General features: G+C 42.7%; 19 protein-coding genes. All 19 read right to left on the bottom strand.

Going from position 1 to position 18,972, the window contains the following annotated elements; translation table 11 throughout:
• Positions 1 to 16: 16 nt before the first annotated feature.
• The 19 genes from rplN to rplL all read right to left on the bottom strand — a co-directional run bounded on the left by rplN (position 17) and on the right by rplL (position 18,928).
• Positions 17 to 385: a 50S ribosomal protein L14 gene (gene rplN / locus L3J70_01460; protein ID MCF6235038.1), complete on the bottom strand. Its 369-nt coding sequence runs from the start codon at positions 383 to 385 to the stop codon at positions 17 to 19.
• Positions 386 to 433: 48 nt separating this feature from the next.
• Complete coding sequence (gene rpsQ / locus L3J70_01455; protein ID MCF6235037.1) at positions 434 to 697, bottom strand: 30S ribosomal protein S17; 264 nt, start codon at positions 695 to 697, stop codon at positions 434 to 436.
• Positions 694 to 891 (bottom strand): 50S ribosomal protein L29, encoded by a 198-nt coding sequence (gene rpmC / locus L3J70_01450; GenBank protein MCF6235036.1) that lies wholly within the window; start codon positions 889 to 891, stop codon positions 694 to 696. Before rpmC ends, rpsQ begins: the two co-directional genes overlap by 4 nt.
• A gap of 2 nt (positions 892 to 893) precedes the next feature.
• A complete protein-coding gene (gene rplP, locus L3J70_01445) occupies positions 894 to 1,307 on the bottom strand; it encodes a 50S ribosomal protein L16 (GenBank protein ID MCF6235035.1) in 414 nt (137 codons plus the stop codon).
• Positions 1,308 to 1,322: 15 nt separating this feature from the next.
• A complete protein-coding gene (gene rpsC / locus L3J70_01440; protein ID MCF6235034.1) occupies positions 1,323 to 2,006 on the bottom strand; it encodes a 30S ribosomal protein S3 in 684 nt (227 codons plus the stop codon).
• A gap of 12 nt (positions 2,007 to 2,018) precedes the next feature.
• Positions 2,019 to 2,351, bottom strand: a complete 333-nt coding sequence (gene rplV, locus L3J70_01435; GenBank protein ID MCF6235033.1) for a 50S ribosomal protein L22 — start codon at positions 2,349 to 2,351, stop codon at positions 2,019 to 2,021.
• Between the two features lie 14 nt (positions 2,352 to 2,365).
• On the bottom strand, positions 2,366 to 2,641 hold the full coding sequence (rpsS, locus tag L3J70_01430) for a 30S ribosomal protein S19 (protein ID MCF6235032.1): 276 nt from the start codon (positions 2,639 to 2,641) through the stop codon (positions 2,366 to 2,368).
• A gap of 30 nt (positions 2,642 to 2,671) precedes the next feature.
• A complete protein-coding gene (rplB, locus tag L3J70_01425) occupies positions 2,672 to 3,499 on the bottom strand; it encodes a 50S ribosomal protein L2 (GenBank protein ID MCF6235031.1) in 828 nt (275 codons plus the stop codon).
• Positions 3,500 to 3,552: 53 nt separating this feature from the next.
• Entirely contained in the window at positions 3,553 to 3,846 is a 294-nt protein-coding gene (rplW, locus tag L3J70_01420) for a 50S ribosomal protein L23 (protein ID MCF6235030.1), read from the bottom strand.
• Complete coding sequence (gene rplD, locus L3J70_01415; GenBank protein MCF6235029.1) at positions 3,843 to 4,415, bottom strand: 50S ribosomal protein L4; 573 nt, start codon at positions 4,413 to 4,415, stop codon at positions 3,843 to 3,845. Before rplD ends, rplW begins: the two co-directional genes overlap by 4 nt.
• A 60-nt stretch (positions 4,416 to 4,475) precedes the next feature.
• A complete protein-coding gene (gene rplC / locus L3J70_01410) occupies positions 4,476 to 5,120 on the bottom strand; it encodes a 50S ribosomal protein L3 (GenBank protein ID MCF6235028.1) in 645 nt (214 codons plus the stop codon).
• Positions 5,121 to 5,165: 45 nt separating this feature from the next.
• Positions 5,166 to 5,477, bottom strand: coding sequence for a 30S ribosomal protein S10 (rpsJ, locus tag L3J70_01405; GenBank protein ID MCF6235027.1), 312 nt, complete (start codon positions 5,475 to 5,477; stop codon positions 5,166 to 5,168).
• A 6-nt stretch (positions 5,478 to 5,483) separates the two neighbouring features.
• Complete coding sequence (tuf, locus tag L3J70_01400; GenBank protein MCF6235026.1) at positions 5,484 to 6,674, bottom strand: elongation factor Tu; 1,191 nt, start codon at positions 6,672 to 6,674, stop codon at positions 5,484 to 5,486.
• A 50-nt stretch (positions 6,675 to 6,724) separates the two neighbouring features.
• Complete coding sequence (gene fusA / locus L3J70_01395) at positions 6,725 to 8,779, bottom strand: elongation factor G (GenBank protein ID MCF6235025.1); 2,055 nt, start codon at positions 8,777 to 8,779, stop codon at positions 6,725 to 6,727.
• A 57-nt stretch (positions 8,780 to 8,836) separates the two neighbouring features.
• A complete protein-coding gene (gene rpsG, locus L3J70_01390) occupies positions 8,837 to 9,310 on the bottom strand; it encodes a 30S ribosomal protein S7 (GenBank protein ID MCF6235024.1) in 474 nt (157 codons plus the stop codon).
• A 25-nt stretch (positions 9,311 to 9,335) separates the two neighbouring features.
• Positions 9,336 to 9,710, bottom strand: a complete 375-nt coding sequence (rpsL, locus tag L3J70_01385; protein ID MCF6235023.1) for a 30S ribosomal protein S12 — start codon at positions 9,708 to 9,710, stop codon at positions 9,336 to 9,338.
• 278 nt (positions 9,711 to 9,988) lie between these two features.
• Positions 9,989 to 14,206 (bottom strand): DNA-directed RNA polymerase subunit beta', encoded by a 4,218-nt coding sequence (gene rpoC / locus L3J70_01380; GenBank protein ID MCF6235022.1) that lies wholly within the window; start codon positions 14,204 to 14,206, stop codon positions 9,989 to 9,991.
• Between the two features lie 130 nt (positions 14,207 to 14,336).
• Positions 14,337 to 18,416, bottom strand: a complete 4,080-nt coding sequence (rpoB, locus tag L3J70_01375) for a DNA-directed RNA polymerase subunit beta (protein ID MCF6235021.1) — start codon at positions 18,414 to 18,416, stop codon at positions 14,337 to 14,339.
• Positions 18,417 to 18,553: 137 nt separating this feature from the next.
• Positions 18,554 to 18,928 (bottom strand): 50S ribosomal protein L7/L12, encoded by a 375-nt coding sequence (rplL, locus tag L3J70_01370; GenBank protein MCF6235020.1) that lies wholly within the window; start codon positions 18,926 to 18,928, stop codon positions 18,554 to 18,556.
• Between the last annotated feature and the right edge of the window lie 44 nt (positions 18,929 to 18,972).

Raw genomic sequence — 18,972 nt, 5'->3', positions numbered from 1 at the left:
TAATACCTAACAGAGCTCAAAGAACTTCAGGAGCCAATGAAATAATTTTCATAAAACTTTCGCCCCGTAATTCACGCGTTACCGGACCAAAGATACGTGTTCCAATCATTTGTTTTTGACCATTTAGCAATACTGCAGCATTTCCATCAAAACGAATCAATGAGCCATCAGAGCGTCGAACACCTTTCCTCGTGCGTACAACAACAGCACTATAGACTTCACCTTTTTTTACTTTACCGCGAGGCATCGCCTCTTTAATGCTGACTTTAATAATATCACCAACCCCAGCATACCGTCGATGTGACCCGCCAAGCACTTTAATACACATAAGTCGACGTGCTCCACTATTATCAGCAACATCCAACATTGATTGCATCTGTATCATGGCACTTTATACTCCAGATTTAATTCTTAATTTATTACAAACCACTTTCTAGCTTTCTGCCTGCTTAACAATCTCTTTTAAGCGCCAACTTTTAGATTTTGATAATGGACGACATTGAACAATTGAAACCAGATCACCCATTTTGCATTCATTTTTTTCATCATGAGCATGCAACTTAGTTGAGCGACGAATGTACTTTTTATAAATTGGGTGAGGCAACTTACGCTCTAAAAGGATCGTAATAGTCTTATCCATTTTATCACTGACAACTCGCCCGACTAAAGTACGAGATACTTTGCTATTTTCACTCATGCTGACTCACTCACTTTTTGCTTTAAAACTGTTTTTGCACGAGCAATATTTTTACGTACATTCTTAATTAAGTGGTTACTAGTCATTTGACCCGTTGCTTTTTGCATTCTTAAATTAAATTGCTCTTTTCTCAAAGCCAGAAGCTCATCGTTTAATTCAATTACAGTCTTGCTTTTCAACTCGCTTGTTTGCATGATCACATCACCATCCGAGTTACAAAAGTTGTTTTCACTGGTAGTTTTGCTGCTGCAAGCTTAAATGCTTCACGAGCAACCTCCTCAGGAACACCTTCCATTTCATACATCACGGCACCAGGCTTAATTTGCGCCACCCAATACTCAACATTACCTTTACCTTTACCCATACGAACTTCCAATGGTTTATTAGAAATAGGTTTATCAGGAAATATACGAATCCAGATATTGCCACCACGCTTTATGTAACGTGTCATAGCTCTTCGAGCCGCTTCAATTTGACGCGCAGTCACTCTCCCACGTGTCGTAGCCTTTAAACCGAATTCTCCAAAACTGACTTTATTGCCAGTCGTAGCCAAACCACGATTTCGACCTTTATGCTGTTTACGAAATTTAGTTCTTTTTGGTTGTAACATCGGGGTTCAACTCTCTTACTTTTTTGTTGTGTGCTTAGGTTTAGTTTCTTTAGGTGATGTAATCTCAGAGCCCCCAAAAATTTCACCTTTAAAAATCCAGACTTTTACGCCAATAATCCCATAAGTGGTGTGCGCCTCTGCTGTACCATAATCAATATCAGCACGCAAAGTATGTAAAGGCACTCGACCCTCTCTATACCATTCGGTACGAGCTATTTCTGCACCATTCAAACGCCCAGCAACATTAATGCGAACACCTTTAGCACCAAAACGCATCGTATTTGCAACAGCGCGTTTCATCGCTCGACGGAACATGATACGTTTTTCTAGCTGCTGTGCAATCCCTTCTGCAACAAGATATGCATCAAGTTCTGGCTTCCTTATTTCTTCTATATTAACGTGAACCGGAATTCCCATTATCTTGCTTATGGCTTTGCGCAAAGACTCAATGTCTTCACCTTTTTTGCCAATAACAATACCTGGACGTGCGGTATGAATAGTAATTCGTGCGTTTTTTGCTGGGCGCTCAATTTGAATGCGGCTTACAGACGCATTTTTAAGCTTGGAGCGAATAAATTCGCGCACTTGCAAGTCGTTATGTAAATTATCTGCATAATTTTTTGAATCCGCATACCAGGTTGATGTCCACTCTTTGACGATACCGAGTCGCATTCCAATGGGGTGTACTTTTTGTCCCATAATTTTTTCGCCTTATTTATCTGAAACTTCGACTGTAATGTGGCTCGTTCTTTTCAAAATACGATTAGCACGACCTTTAGCTCGTGCACGCATCCTTTTATGTGTTGTCGCTTCATCAACAAACACCCGAGACACTTTCAACTCATCAATATCAGCACCATCATTATGCTCAGCATTAGCAATTGCTGATTCAAGAACCTTCTTCATGATGGCCGCTGCTTTCTTAGTACTAAAACTCAATGTATTAATGGCACGATCTACAGGTACACCACGAATCATATCAGCGACTAAACGTACTTTTTGTGCAGAAATATGAGCATTTCTCAACTTTGCTATTGTTTCCATTTAACTGTGCTCCGCTATCTCTTCGCTTTTTTATCAGCAACATGACCACGATATAGCCGGGTTGCTGCAAATTCACCCAACTTATGACCAACCATATTTTCAGTAATCAACACAGGAACATGTTGGCGGCCATTATGTACAGCAATAGTCAAACTCAACATCTCTGGCGTAACCATTGAACGCCTAGACCATGTTTTAATGGGACGTTTATTATTTTCTGTAACGGCCTTATCTATCTTTTTTGCTAGATGAAGATCGACAAAAGGGCCTTTTTTAATTGAACGTGGCACCTACAAGCTCCTATGTTAACTTAATTTTATTTAACGTTTTTTGCGACGCGATACAATCAAACCATCTGTACGCTTGTTTTTTCGTGTCTTATAACCTTTCGTCGGAACACCCCATGGAGTGACTGGATGACGACCACCTGATGTGCGTCCTTCACCTCCACCGTGGGGATGATCTACCGGATTCATCACGACACCCCTCACCGTGGGACGTATACCTTTCCAACGTTTAGCGCCCGCCTTCCCGTAAGAACGCAAGCCATGCTCAGCATTACCCACACTTCCAATCACAGCACGACATTCAATGCGTATTTTACGCATCTCACCTGAGCGTAACCTCAAAGTAGCATGAACACCCTCTTTAGCAACCAGCTGAGCCGATGACCCAGCGCTTCTTGCAATCTGAGCGCCTTTTCCGACTTTCATTTCAACACAGTGAATGACCGTACCCAATGGTATGTTACGCAGGGACAGACAATTTCCTGTTTTAATAGGTGACTCTGATCCCGAAATAACCTCATCACCCACTTTCAATTTATCAGGCGCGACAATATAACGTCTTTCACCATCAACATACAAGAGCAAAGCGATATTTGCTGTACGATTAGGATCATACTCAATTCGCTCTACTTGAGCTGGGACACCGTCTTTAGTTCTTTTGAAGTCAATAATGCGATAGTGGCGCTTATGACCACCACCACGATGACGAACAGTAATGCGCCCCATATTATTGCGCCCACCACTTTTAGAGAGCTTTTCTAAAAGCGGTGCATGCGGTGCTCCTTTATGGAGATCAGGATTAACCACTTTAACAACAAAGCGACGTCCCGCAGATGTTGGTTTTACTTTGACTAGCGCCATTTTAAACTTCCGTAAATTTCAAATTCAACTTCTAAGCAGATATAAAACAAGTCTTATGTTAAAGAAAAATCTATATCCTGGCCTGGTTTAAGCTTAACAAAAGCTTTTTTCCAATTTGCGCGACGTCCTTGAATTGCACCAAAGCGCTTACGCTTGCCTTTTACGTTACTTGTAGATACTGACTCAACATCAACATCAAACAATAAATTTATTGCACGTTTTATTTCTGGTTTTGTTGCTTCTTTGGCTACTTTAAAAACAAAACGATTACTCGATTCTGCACAAATTGTACTTTTTTCTGAAACAACAGGAGCCAAAATAATACTTAACAAACGTTCTTTGTTCATGAGAACTTCTCCTCCACACTCTTCAGCGCACTGGCTGATACAAGAACATGATCAAAACCAATCAATGTTGCTGGTGAAAGTGACCTCACATTAGAGACCAAAACATTAGGAATATTCCTTGATGCCAACTCAAGATCTGCACTTTCGACATCCTGAACTAATAACACTTTACCTAAACCCATGCCTTTTAACTTTTCAATTAAAATCTTGGTTTTAGGTGCTTCAATTAAAAAATTTTCAACAACCTTCAAGCGATCCTGGCGAACCAACTCAGAAAAAATCGAACGAAATGCACGAATATACATTTTACGATTGACTTTCTGACTATAGTCACGCGGAGCAGCTGCAAATGTCACGCCGCCTGAACGCCACAATGGGCTCCGAATTGTTCCAGCTCGTGCACGACCTGTTCCTTTCTGACGAAATGGCTTGGCTCCACCCCCACTTACTTGTGAGCGTGTTTTTTGTGCCACAGTTCCACTTCGACCCGTTGCCAAATACGCAGTAACCACCTGATGCACCAATGGCTCATTGAAACTACTATCAAATACTATATCAGACACAGTCAACGCATCACCTTTTGCGCCACCACCAAAACTATGAATTGTTAATTCCACAGATAACTCCTACTATTTCTTAGCTTTAACTGCTGGCTGAATAAAGAGGTCACCATTCTTAGCTCCAGGAACAGCGCCTTTTACCAAAATAAAGTTTCGATCTACATCAACCTTAACAATCTCAAGATTTTGAATCGTACGTCTAACATTGCCCATGTGACCAGCCATTTTCTTTCCTTTAAATACTCGCCCAGGAGTCTGGCATTGGCCAATGGCACCAGCAGATCTATGAGAAAGCGAGTTACCATGAGTTGCATCACCCATAGCAAAGTTATGACGCTTTATTGTTCCTGCAAAACCCTTACCAATCGTTGTGCCAATCACATCAATCTTTTGACCAACCTCAAATTGTGTCGCATCCAGAGAACCGCCCACTTCAAAATCTGAAACCTCAGACTCATCAATACGAAACTCCCATAAACCACGGCCTGCGGCAACACCTGCTTTTGAATAGTGACCCGCCATTGGTTTTGTGACACGCGAAGCACGTCGCTCCCCTGTTGCCACTTGCAACGCATAATAACCATCATTTTCCAGCGTCTTAATTTGTGTTATTCGATTTAACTCAACACTTACTACCGTCACTGGAGTTGAAGCACCATTCTCAGTAAAAACCCGAGTCATTCCGAGCTTTCGCCCTACCAATCCGATCGCCATCGATCTAATCCTCTACAAACAATTCTGACTATTTTAAACAGTCAATTAATTGAGCTTAATACGAACGTCAACACCCGCAGCCAGATCAAGGCGCATCAGCGCATCAACTGTTTTTTCTGTCGGCTCAACGATATCAATCAAACGCTTATGAGTTCTAATTTCATACTGATCACGTGCATCTTTATTGACATGAGGTGAAATTAAAATTGTAAATTTTTCCTTACGAGTTGGCAAAGGAATAGGGCCCACTACGCGCGCACCTGTTCGCTTAGCCGTCTCCGCAATTTCTGCAGCAGAAAAATCGATCAATCGATGATCAAAAGCACTTAGGCTAATTCTAATTTTTTGGTTTGTCATTATCTATTACTCAATAATTTTTGCAACAACACCCGCACCTACGGTACGTCCACCTTCGCGAATTGCAAATCGCAATCCGTCTTCCATTGCAATCGGAGCAATCAGACTCACTGTCATTTGCACATTATCACCCGGCATGACCATTTCAACTCCTTCTGGAAGATCACAAGCTCCTGTGACATCCGTCGTACGAAAATAGAACTGCGGACGGTAACCATTAAAAAATGGCGTATGACGCCCTCCTTCATCTTTCGACAGAACGTAAACTTCTGCTTCAAATTTCGTATGCGGTGTAATTGACTCTGGCTTAGCCAATACCTGGCCACGCTCGACTTCTTCTCGCTTGGTTCCACGTAAAAGCACACCTACATTGTCACCCGCTCGACCTTCGTCAAGCAACTTGCGGAACATTTCCACTCCAGTACAAGTCGTGTTGACGGTGTCTTTGATACCAACAATAGCAATCTCTTCGCCTACTTTGACAATACCGCGCTCAATTCGACCTGTTACCACTGTGCCTCGACCTGAGATCGAGAACACATCTTCCACTGGCATCAGAAAGTCACCATCAATGGCTCTCTCTGGCTCCGGAAAATAGGTATCCATCGCTTCTACCAGCTTCATTATAGCTGGAACACCGATATCGCTGGTGTCGCCTTCAATTGCTTTCAGTGCTGAGCCGATAATAACCGGGGTGTCATCCCCTGGAAAGTCATAGCTATCCAGAAGTTCACGCACTTCCATTTCAACCAGTTCAAGCAGCTCTTCATCGTCAACCATGTCGGCTTTATTCAGAAACACGACGATATAGGGTACACCGACTTGGCGTGATAACAAAATATGCTCTCGCGTTTGTGGCATTGGACCATCGGCTGCTGAACAGACCAGAATGGCTCCATCCATCTGCGCTGCGCCGGTGATCATGTTTTTTACATAATCAGCATGTCCAGGACAGTCAACATGCGCATAGTGACGATTTGCAGATTCATACTCAACATGGGCGGTCGCAATCGTGATACCACGTGCGCGCTCTTCTGGAGCATTATCTATTTGATCGTAAGCTTTAAACTCACCACCATGCAGCTCTGCTAATACTTTTGTTAATGCCGCTGTCAACGTCGTTTTACCGTGATCTACGTGACCAATCGTACCTACGTTTATATGCGGCTTCGTGCGTTCAAACTTTTCCTTAGACACTGACTGTTACCTCGTTAATATTAATTTTCAACCCTGTTTTCACCTTTGTACTAGGCAAATCTCTCTAAAAATTCGCTGGCGATATTTGCAGGCACCTCGGCGTATTCAGAAAACTTCATACTGTAAGTCGCACGCCCTTGCGTTGCAGAACGTAAAGATGTCGCATACCCAAACATCTCTTTCAAAGGTACTTCTGCTTTAACAATAGTACCTGACGGTGAGTTATCCATCCCTTGAACCAGCCCCCTTCGGCGGTTCAAATCACCCATCACATCCCCCACATAATCCTCGGGACTAACAACCTCAACTTTCATAACTGGCTCCAGAAGCACAGGATTCGCTCGACTAACACCTTCTCTAAACGCCATAGAACCAGCAATTTTAAATGCCATTTCATTTGAGTCTACATCATGAAATGAACCGTCATAGAGCGTAACCTTTATATCAACAACTGGAAAACCGGCGACAACCCCGCCTTCCATCTGCTCCTGCACACCTTTATCCACTGCAGGAATAAATTCTTTAGGCACTGATCCAGCAACAATTTCATTAACAAACTCATACCCAGATCCAGACGGCAATGGCTCTATACGCAACCACACATGACCATATTGACCACGCCCTCCAGACTGACGGACAAACTTACCTTCTTGCTCTACTGACAAACGAACTGTTTCTCGATACGCAACCTGCGGCTCACCAATATTGGCCTCAACCCCAAATTCGCGACGCATCCGATCAACAATTATATCAAGATGCAACTCACCCATTCCTGAAATAATTAGCTGCCCAGACTCTTCATCTGTAGCGACTTTAAAAGTAGGATCCTCTTGGGCTAACTTACCCAGAGCGACCCCCATCTTTTCTTGATCTGCTAGAGTTCTTGGCTCTACTGCGACCGATATTACTGGCACTGGAAAATCCATTTTTTCCAGAATGATCGGCTTTCCTATTTCACATAACGTATCGCCAGTCGCAACACTTTTCAAACCAATTGCAGCGGCAATATCACCTGCACAAACTTCTTTAACATCTTCACGAGTATTGGAGTGCATCTGCACCAACCGTCCAATCCTCTCTTTCTTTCCACGAGTCGCGTTATAAATAGTGTCCCCAGCCTTTATAACACCAGAATAAACACGAAAAAATATCAACGTACCAACAAATGGGTCAGAAGCTATTTTAAAAGCAAGTGCCGAAAAAGGCTCAGCATCAGAGGCTTTACGCACAACTGGCTCATCATCAGAATCTTCAACAACTCCTTCAATTGCCGGTCTATCCACTGGACTCGGCAAATATTCTATACATCCATCCAGAACAGTTTGCACACCTTTATTTTTAAAAGCTGACCCGCACATCACGGGAACCACTTCAGCCTTAAGCGTACGGACTCTCAATCCAGCCTTTATTTCGTCAGCTGACAATCCACCTGTTTCCAGATATTTATCTATCAACGCCTCATCAGCTTCGGCCGCAGCCTCAACCAAACTTTCACGCCACTCCTGACATTCTTCCAGCATCGATTCTGGGATCTCACACTCTCTGAACTTCATACCTTGGGTTGAATCATCCCAATATATGGCCTTCATTTCAATAAGATCAACCACGCCCTCAAATTGATCTTCAGCACCAATCGGCAACTGCGTTGGCAATGGCTTTGCCCCAAGACGCTCTTCAAGCTGCCTAACAACTCGAAAAAAATCTGCACCAGAGCGATCCATCTTATTAACAAAAGCTATTCGCGGAATATTATACTTATTCGCTTGACGCCACACCGTTTCGGACTGAGGCTCGACACCACCCACAGAACAAAAAACAGCTATAACGCCATCAAGCACTCGCAATGAGCGTTCCACCTCGACAGTAAAATCTACATGCCCCGGTGTATCTATAATATTAATTCGATGCGACGAAAACTGCCCCGCCATACCCGACCAATAACAAGTTGTTGCAGCAGAGGTAATCGTAATCCCCCGCTCCTGTTCTTGCTCCATCCAATCCATGGCTGCCGCACCATCATGGACTTCGCCTATTTTGTGAGATACTCCCGTATAGTAGAGAATACGCTCTGTGGTCGTCGTTTTTCCGGCATCAATATGAGCCATAACCCCGACATTCCGATACCTATCAATAGGCGTATTGCGCACCACACAAACACCTTTCTACCAACGGTAGTGTGAAAATGCTTTATTTGCCTCAGCCATTCTATGTGTATCTTCACGCTTTTTGACCGCTGAACCACGACCTTCACAAGCATCAACAATCTCACCTGCCAAACGCAAACGCATTGTTTTTTCATTACGACGCTGAGAAGCATCCACCAACCAACGCATTGCTAGTGCCACACGACGATCAGCACGAACTTCGATCGGAACCTGATAAGTTGCTCCACCTACACGGCGAGATTTAACCTCAACCATAGGACTTATCGCCTCAAGAGCATTATTAAACAAAACAAGCACTTCATCCGTTTTTTTCCGCTCACTTACCACATCAAGCGCACCATAAACAATCTTTTCAGCAACAGACTTCTTACCGTCTTGCATAACGATATTTATAAATTTAGCTAAAACAAGATCACCGAACTTAGGCTCGGGAAGGATCTTACGCTTACCAGCAACTCTTCTTCTTGACATTCCGCTATATATCCAAAAAATTCATTTATGATTTAGGGCGCTTAGCACCGTATTTTGAGCGACCTTGACGACGGTCACTCACACCTGAGGTATCCAAACTCCCTCGAACAGTGTGATAACGAACACCAGGAAGATCTTTTACGCGACCTCCTCGAATCAAAATCACTGAATGCTCTTGAAGATTATGACCTTCACCACCAATATAACTGGTCACTTCCATACCGTTAGTTAAGCGCACACGAGCCACTTTACGCATCGCGGAGTTTGGTTTTTTTGGTGTAGTGGTGTAGACCCTCGTACACACCCCTCGCTTTTGCGGACAACCCTCAAGCGCAGGCACATTACTTTTTACCTTTTTGCGACTCCGAGGCTTGCGAACTAACTGGTTAATTGTTGTCATGAAATCTCCGACCAACTATAAATAGCCAAACGCTCACCTACCCAGACCTCACCTGATAATCCAGCAAATTAACGCCCAACAAACAATGTAAATTTTACGCTGACACCTGCCAACAAAGTCCGCAGATTCTAGTGATCTATTGCGACACTGTCAAGAAGAAATTATAAAATATAACCTCTTTTTATAACTTTCTTTTCAAACAGGCCGCAATAACAAAGAAGCAGCAATTTACTTGAAAGTAAAAATCAAGATAAATTGCTATTTCACAACTATTTAAACTATAACTCTGACGCATTCAAGGCTTGAGTAAGAGCCTCTTCTACTTCAGTCGTTGTAATCTTTCCTGGCGAATCAGACGGGCTACCTTTCCCCTTCAATTGATCCATTCGCTTCTGGCATTCATCATGATGAGCCATACCAGTACCGGCTGGAATCAATCGACCGACAATTACATTTTCTTTCAACCCTTGTAAATCATCCGTTTTACCTCGTACCGCCGCCTCAGTCAAGACCCGCGTTGTCTCTTGGAACGAAGCCGCAGAAATAAAAGACTCGGTTGCCAATGAAGCTTTAGTAATCCCTAACAATAACGTTTGATAGCTGGCTGGACGCTGCCCTTTCTTCAAAAGCTCGTTTGCTTCAAGAACACGCGGCCAATCCATCTGCTCGTCTTTAATAAAGCGGGTATCCCCTTCATCAGAAATTTCAACTTTCCGCAACATTTGACGAACAATACACTCAATATGCTTATCGTTAATCTTAACGCCCTGCAAACGATACACTTCTTGTACTTCATTAATAATATAGGTTGAGACCTCTGAAATCCCAAGCAGTCTCAAAATATCATGAGGGTTTGGAGAGCCATCAACAATAACTTCACCACGTTCAACCGTTTCACCTTCGAAGACAAGCACATGACGCCATTTTGGAATCAACTCTTCATATACTTCACCATCCTTAGGAGTAATCACAAGTCTGCGCTTACCTTTTGTCTCCTTACCAAAACTGAAAGTACCTGAAATTTCTGCCAATACAAACGGCTCTTTTGGCTTACGCGCCTCAAACAAATCGGCAACACGCGGTAAACCACCGGTAATATCACGTGTTTTTGATGTTTCTTGCGGAATACGTGCAATAACATCACCTACACCCACTTCCGCACCGTTATCAATACTAACGATAGCACCGACTGGTAAAAAGTATACTGCAGGAATATTTGTGCCTGCGATACACAAATCTTCACCATTTTCATCAACAAGCTTAACCATTGGGCGCAAATCTTTTGCCATACTGCCACGCTGTTTAGGATCAGAAACTACCAGACTTGAAAGACCTGTTATTTCATCTGTATGCCTTTCAACTGTAACACCATCAACAAAGTCACTGTATTTCAAATATCCAGCAACCTCTGTAATTACAGGGTGTGTATGCGGATCCCATGTTGCAACAACTTGACGTGACTCAACAGTATCACCATCACTAATTGATAAAATCGCACCGTAAGGCACTTTATAACGCTCTTTTTCTCGACCAAACTCATCGACAACAGTTAATTCACCTGAACGAGATACTGCAACATTATCACCACTGGCATGTTTAACCAGCTTAATGTTGTGCAGGTGGCCTATTCCAACAGTTTTAATTTCGATATTGTTATCAGCTGCCGCACGAGATGCCGCACCACCAATATGGAATGTACGCATTGTTAACTGCGTACCTGGTTCACCGATAGATTGTGCGGCAATAACACCCACAGACTCACCGCGATTTACTAAGTGACCACGACCAAGATCACGCCCATAACATTTGGCACAGATCCCATAACGTGTTTCACAAGTAATCGGGGAGCGCACAACAACCTGGTCAACACTTAATGACTCAAGATGATCAACCCACGCCTCATCAAGCAAGGTACCGACCGGCACAGCAACTTCATCTTCTGCACCTGGCGTCATAACGTCTTCTACAACAACACGACCCAACACACGTTCGCGTAATGGCTCAACAACCTCACTCCCTTCAACGAGCGGAGTCATCTGCAAACCATGAACCGTTCCACAATCATCTTCCGAAACAACAAGATCTTGAGCAATATCAACCAGACGGCGCGTTAAATACCCTGAGTTAGCCGTTTTAAGTGCCGTATCGGCCAGACCTTTACGAGCACCATGCGTCGAAATAAAGTATTGCAATACATTCAGACCTTCACGGAAATTTGCAGTAATCGGAGTCTCAATAATTGAACCATCTGGTTTTGCCATCAAGCCACGCATACCTGCTAATTGCCGAATTTGTGCGGCACTACCACGAGCACCTGAATCGGCCATCATATAGATAGAATTAAAGCTGTCTTGCCTAACGTCTTTACCATCTTTGTCAGCAACGATCTCACTACCCAATTTTTCCATCATTGCATTGGCAACTTGATCATTAGTACGCGACCAAATATCAACCACCTTGTTATAGCGCTCACCATTCGTCAGCAAGCCAGACGTATACTGACTTTCAATTTCTTTAACTTCCGTTTCAGCCGCATCAATAATAGATTTTTTTTCCTCTGGCACTTCCATATCGTTAGCACAGACCGAAACACCGGAAAGAGTTGCCTGCCTGAAGCCCATGTACATTAACTGATCAGCAAAAATAACCGTTTCTTTCAGTTCTAATTGGCGATAACAGGTATTAATTAATGCTGAAATATTTTTCTTAGTCATCCTTTGATTAACAAGATCAAAGGAGAGACCTTCAGGAAGAATGGATGACAATATCGCTCGACCTACGGTTGTTTCAATGCGGCGAGTACTTCTTGTTTTATGACCCGATTCATCTATCTGACACTCGGTAATTCGCACCGTTACTTTCGCTTGTGTTTCAACAACCCCTAAATCACGGGCGCGCTGAACTTCATCAACACCACTAAAGATCATTCCTTCACCTTTAGCATTAATGCGTTCTCGAGTCATATAATAAAGACCCAAAACAACATCCTGGCTAGGAACGATAATCGGCTCACCACTGGCAGGAGATAGAATATTATTAGTCGCCATCATCAATGCACGTGCTTCAAGCTGTGCTTCAATAGACAGCGGTACGTGCACGGCCATTTGATCGCCATCAAAGTCTGCATTAAATGCTGTGCAAACCAGGGGGTGCAACTGAATCGCTTTACCTTCAATCAAAATAGGCTCAAATGCTTGAATACCCAAACGATGCAAAGTAGGTGCACGATTAAGCATGACTGGATGCTCACGGATCACATCCTCTAACACGCCCCAAACTTCTGACCCTTCACGCTCAACCATTTTTTTAGCTGCTTTAATCGTTGTCGCCTTACCTAAGCGCTCAAGCTTGCCAAATACAAATGGTTTAAATAATTCCAACGCCATTTTCTTAGGCAAACCACACTGATGTAAGCGCAATGTCGGCCCGACCACAATGACTGAACGACCTGAGTAATCAACACGTTTGCCCAAAAGATTTTGACGAAAACGTCCTTGTTTGCCTTTAATCATATCGGCTAATGATTTTAACGGACGTTTATTAGAACCTGTAATCGCTTTACCTCGACGGCCATTGTCCAATAGTGCATCAACTGATTCTTGCAACATACGCTTTTCATTACGTACGATAATATCAGGAGCATTCAAATCAAGCAGACGTTTCAATCGATTATTACGGTTAATAACCCGACGATACAGATCATTTAAATCTGATGTTGCAAAACGACCTCCATCCAACGGTACCAAAGGGCGCAATTCAGGTGGCAGAATGGGCAGCACCTTCATAATCATCCATTCAGGTTTATTATCTGACTCAGTAAATGCCTCAATCAACTTAAGCCGTTTCCGCATTTTTTTGATCTTGCTTTCCGAACCACTCGCTTCAATCTCTTCACGAAGTATTTCAACTTCCGCCCCAAGGTCTAATGAACGCAAAAGTTCAAGTATAGCTTCAGCTCCCATTCGAGCATCAAACTCATCACCAAACTCTTCAATCGCTTCAAAGTAAGTTTCATCCGACATTAATTGGCCACGCTCTAACGTAGTCATGCCAGGATCAATAACAACAAACCCTTCAAAATAGAGTACGCGCTCAATATCACGCAGAGTCATATCCAATAAAAGACCCATACGCGAAGGCAATGATTTCAAGAACCAGATATGAGCCACTGGACTGGCCAGTTCAATATGCGCCATACGCTCACGACGAACTTTAGTCTGTGTAACTTCTACACCACATTTTTCACAGATAACACCACGGTGTTTTAATCGTTTATATTTACCACACAGACACTCATAGTCTTTTATTGGGCCAAAAATTTTGGCACAAAACAGTCCGTCACGCTCTGGTTTAAAAGTACGGTAATTAATAGTTTCTGGTTTTTTTACCTCACCAAATGACCATGAACGAATCTTTTCTGGTGAAGCCAGACCGATACGAATAAGGTCAAATTCTTCGGGCTGCCCTTGTTGAATTAGCTTAAGTAAGTCTTTCAACGTCGTTTCTCCTGCGCGAGGTTATAAATCTTGTAACTATTCAGCTCACCTGAATAGTTACTAAATCTTTTAATAAATTTGTCTACCTGCCTTCACTATACTAATGAAGGCAGATATTTCACAATAGTCGCTATTTTTGTTCGAGTTCGATATCGATACCAAGCGCTCTGATCTCTTTCAGTAGAACATTAAATGATTCAGGCATGCCCGCTTCCATACGATAATCTCCGTCAACAATATTTTTATACATTTTTGTTCTGCCTGCCACATCATCCGATTTAACCGTCAACATTTCACTCAATGTATAAGCCGCACCGTATGCCTCAAGCGCCCAGACTTCCATTTCACCAAAACGCTGACCACCAAACTGAGCTTTACCACCCAATGGCTGCTGCGTAACCAGACTATATGGCCCTGTAGAGCGCGCATGCATTTTATCATCAACAAGGTGATTAAGTTTTAGCATGTACATATAGCCCACGGTGACCGGTCGATCAAATGCCTCACCTGTACGGCCATCATAAAGTGTCGTTTGACCACTCTCAGGCAAATCTGCCAAATTAAGCATATATTTTATTTCAGTTTCAGCCGCGCCATCGAATACTGGAGTCGCCATTGGAACACCACTACGTAAATTACCGGCAAGTGTCATCACTTCTTTTTTTGTTAATTCGCTCAGATTTTCTTTTTTACCACTTGAGTTATAAATACGATCCAAGAAACTACGTATATCTTCAGGGCTTGATTGCGTATCCAGCATTTTACCAATTTTAGCGCCCAAACCTTTGGCAGCCCACCCAAGATGGGTTTCAAGAATCTGCCCAATATTCATCCGTGATGGTACGCCTAGCGGATTCAAAACGACATCAACAGGTGTCCCATCTTCCATATAAGGCATATCCTCAACTGGAACAATCATGGAAATAACACCTTTATTTCCATGGCGACCCGCCATTTTATCACCTGGTTGAATACGACGTTTCACAGCAAGGTAAACTTTGACCATTTTCAATACGCCTGGAGCCAAGTCGTCTCCTGCACTGATTTTTTTACGCTTTTCTTCATAGCGCTCATCGAAGTTTTTCTGCTCTTGTTTCAACTGTTCATTCAACTGTTCGAGCTGTGTATCCAATGCATCATCACCCACACGGATTTCAAACCACTTGTCACGAGGAAGTTCAGCCAAGCCTTCCAGAGTAATTTTTGTACCTTTTTTAAATCCACGAGGGCCTTTAACTGATTTTTTCCCTAGCAGTATACTTTCCACACGCTGATAGGTATCTTCCTCTACGATACGGAACTGATCAGCCAAATCCTTCTTGATTTTTTTCAATTCAGCAGCTTCATTCGCCAATGCCCGACTGTCTTTCTCAACACCATCACGTGTAAACACACGAACATCAATTACTGAGCCAATTTTACCTGATGGAACACGCAAAGAAGTATCTTTTACATCAGATGCTTTTTCACCAAAAATAGCTCTTAGAAGTTTTTCTTCGGGTGTAAGCTGGGTTTCACCTTTTGGAGTCACTTTTCCAACAAGAATATCACCCGGATTTACTTCTGCACCAATATGAACAATACCCGTCTCATCCAGCTTGGACAGAGCACCTTCACCAACATTAGGGATGTCAGCGGTAATCTCTTCTGAGCCCAGCTTTGTATCACGAGCCATACAGGTCAGCTCTTCAATATGAATCGTTGTAAAACGATCTTCTTGAACGACTCGCTCAGAAATCAAGATAGAATCTTCAAAGTTATACCCATTCCAAGGCATAAAAGCGACGAGCATATTTTGCCCTAAAGCAAGATCGGCCATATCTGTTGATGGCCCATCAGCAAGCACATCACCACGAGCAATGACATCACCTGGATTAACCAAAGGTCTCTGATTAATACAGGTATTCTGATTTGAGCGCTGATATTTAGTCAGCGTATAAATATCGACACCAGCTTCTCCAGCCACCGCTTCTTCATCATTGACACGAACCACAATTCGCCCAGCGTCAACAGAGTCCACCAAACCACCACGCTTAGCTACAACAGTGACACCTGAATCTACAGCAACGGTGCGCTCCATACCCGTACCTACCAGTGGCTTCTCTGCGATCAAGGTAGGAACAGCCTGACGTTGCATGTTGGAACCCATTAGCGCACGATTAGCATCATCGTGTTCCAAAAATGGGATCAGTGATGCCGCTACAGAAACTATTTGACGAGGCGAGACATCCATCAATTGAACTCGATCCGATGTTGCAAAAATAGTTTCATTCTGATGACGACAAGAGATCATATCACTGACTAATTCACCATCATTATTCATCTCAGTACTGGCTTGCGCTATAACGTATTTACCTTCTTCAATTGCTGAAAGGTAACGCACTTCATCCGTTGTTTTGCAATCTTTTACAACCTGATAAGGTGTTTCAAGAAAGCCATATTCATTAGTTCTGGCATATACCGCTAAAGAGTTAATCAGCCCTATATTAGGCCCTTCTGGTGTCTCAATTGGACAGACACGCCCATAATGCGTTGTATGAACATCACGAACCTCAAAACCAGCACGTTCACGAGTTAAACCACCAGGCCCTAATGCAGAAACACGCCGTTTATGAGTGACTTCAGATAGTGGATTATTTTGATCCATAAACTGTGACAGCTGACTTGAGCCAAAAAACTCTTTAATCACAGCCGCGACGGGTTTTGCATTAATAAGTTCTTGTGGCATCAAACCTTCCGATTCAGCCAGACTCAAACGCTCTTTAACCGCACGCTCCACACGAACAAGACCGATGCGAAACTGATTTTCAACCATCTCACCAACACTACGGATTCGTCGATTTCCTAAATGGTCAATATCATCAACAATCCCTTTACCATTTTTGATGTTAATGAGCTCGGAAAGAACCGCAATAATATCTTCATTGGATAAAATTCCAGGCCCACTATCACCTTCACGACCCAATCGACGATTGAACTTCATGCGACCAACCGATGACAAGTCATACCGGTCAGAAGTAAAAAATAGATTTTTGAAAAGATTGACGGCAGCATCTTCAGTTGGTGGATCACCAGGACGCATCATCCGATATATTTCAATTTTGGCTTCCAACTCATTGGTTGCCTGTTCAATACGCAACGTATCTGAAATATATGAACCACGATCAAAGTCATTCGTATAAAGCACTTTGATTGTTTCTACTGTTGACTCTTTAAGTGCGGCCAAAAGCTCCTCTGTTATAACAGCATTAGCGTTGGCAATAATTTCACCGCTCTCCACATCAATAACATCATGCGATATGACTTTTTCGATAACAAATTCATCAGGAACGACAAGTGACGTAATGCCTTCTTTTTCAATTTTTCGTAGATGACGCGATGTGATACGGCGACCTGCCTCAACGACAACTTCACCACTGCTATCTTTAATATCAAATGATAGTGTCTCACCACGTAAACGCTCGACCACTAAATCTAATTTCACAAGTTCATGCGATAGATTAAGAGTATTCGTTTCAAAAAACATACCGAGAATATCTTCCGCAGTGTAACCTAAAGCTCGCAGTAAAATAGATACAGGTAGTTTACGGCGACGGTCAATACGAACAAACACACAATCTTTCGGATCAAACTCAAAATCCAGCCATGAACCCCGATAAGGTATAATACGGGCAGAATAAAGTAATTTTCCTGAAGAGTGTGTCTTCCCTTTATCATGTTCAAAAAACACACCTGGCGAACGATGTAGCTGCGATACAATAACTCGCTCGGTACCATTAATAATAAACGTACCACTATCAGTCATCAGCGGAAGTTCGCCCATATAAACTTCTTGCTCTTTTATATCTTTGACGGTGCGAGAATCACCAGAACCTTCTTTGCCATAGATAACAAGACGAATTTTAACTCGCAATGGCGCAGAATAAACAGCACCACGCATCTGACACTCTTTCACATCAAATGCAGGCTCACAAAGCCTGTAACTTACATATTGCAATTCAGCCGTGCCTGAATAACTTGAAATAGGAAATACCGAACTGAAAGCAGCTTGAAGACCTGTTTTGTCCCTTTTATCAGGTGATGTATCTGCCTGTAAAAATTTACGAAAAGACTCCAGTTGGGTTGCCAATAAAAAGGGCACGTCAAGTACACTTTCATGCACCCCAAAATCATTTCGAATACATTTTTTATCTGTGAAAGAATAGGCCATCAGGTTTCCTCAGCTTGATGTCATGAGTTATCAGAGCAATAACTTTATAAATAAACAAACGGCGAAAGGCCGGTGACTTTAAAAATCACCGACCCTGCTTCAAGGCAGGCAATACCTGCAAAGAAAATCTGTCAAAATCACTTAATTTCGACAGTTGCGCCAGCTTCTTCCAGCTGTTTAACAGTTTCTTCTGCTTCTTCTTTAGCAACACCTTCTTTAATAGTTGCAGGTACACCTTCAACCATTGTTTTAGCTTCTTTCAAGCCTAAACCGGTAATTGCACGAATTGCTTTAATAACAGCAATTTTGTTTCCACCAAAACTTGTCATAACAACATCAAATTCAGTTTTTTCTGCTGCAGCTTCACCACCACCCGCAGCTGGAGCTGCCGCCGCAACTGCAACAGCCGCAGTCACACCAAATTTTTCTTCCATCGCAGAAATAAGTTCTACGACTTCCATTACTGACATATTTGAAATACTTTCTAAAATTTCTTCTGTAGTTACAGCCATTTTTTTCCCCAAAATATTACTATTATTAAAGCGTATAGAACACT

The organism is Gammaproteobacteria bacterium (assembly GCA_021648145.1).
Taxonomy (GTDB): Bacteria; Pseudomonadota; Gammaproteobacteria; order JAADGQ01; family JAADGQ01; genus S141-38.
This window is presented reverse-complemented; position numbering and strand designations above follow the sequence as displayed.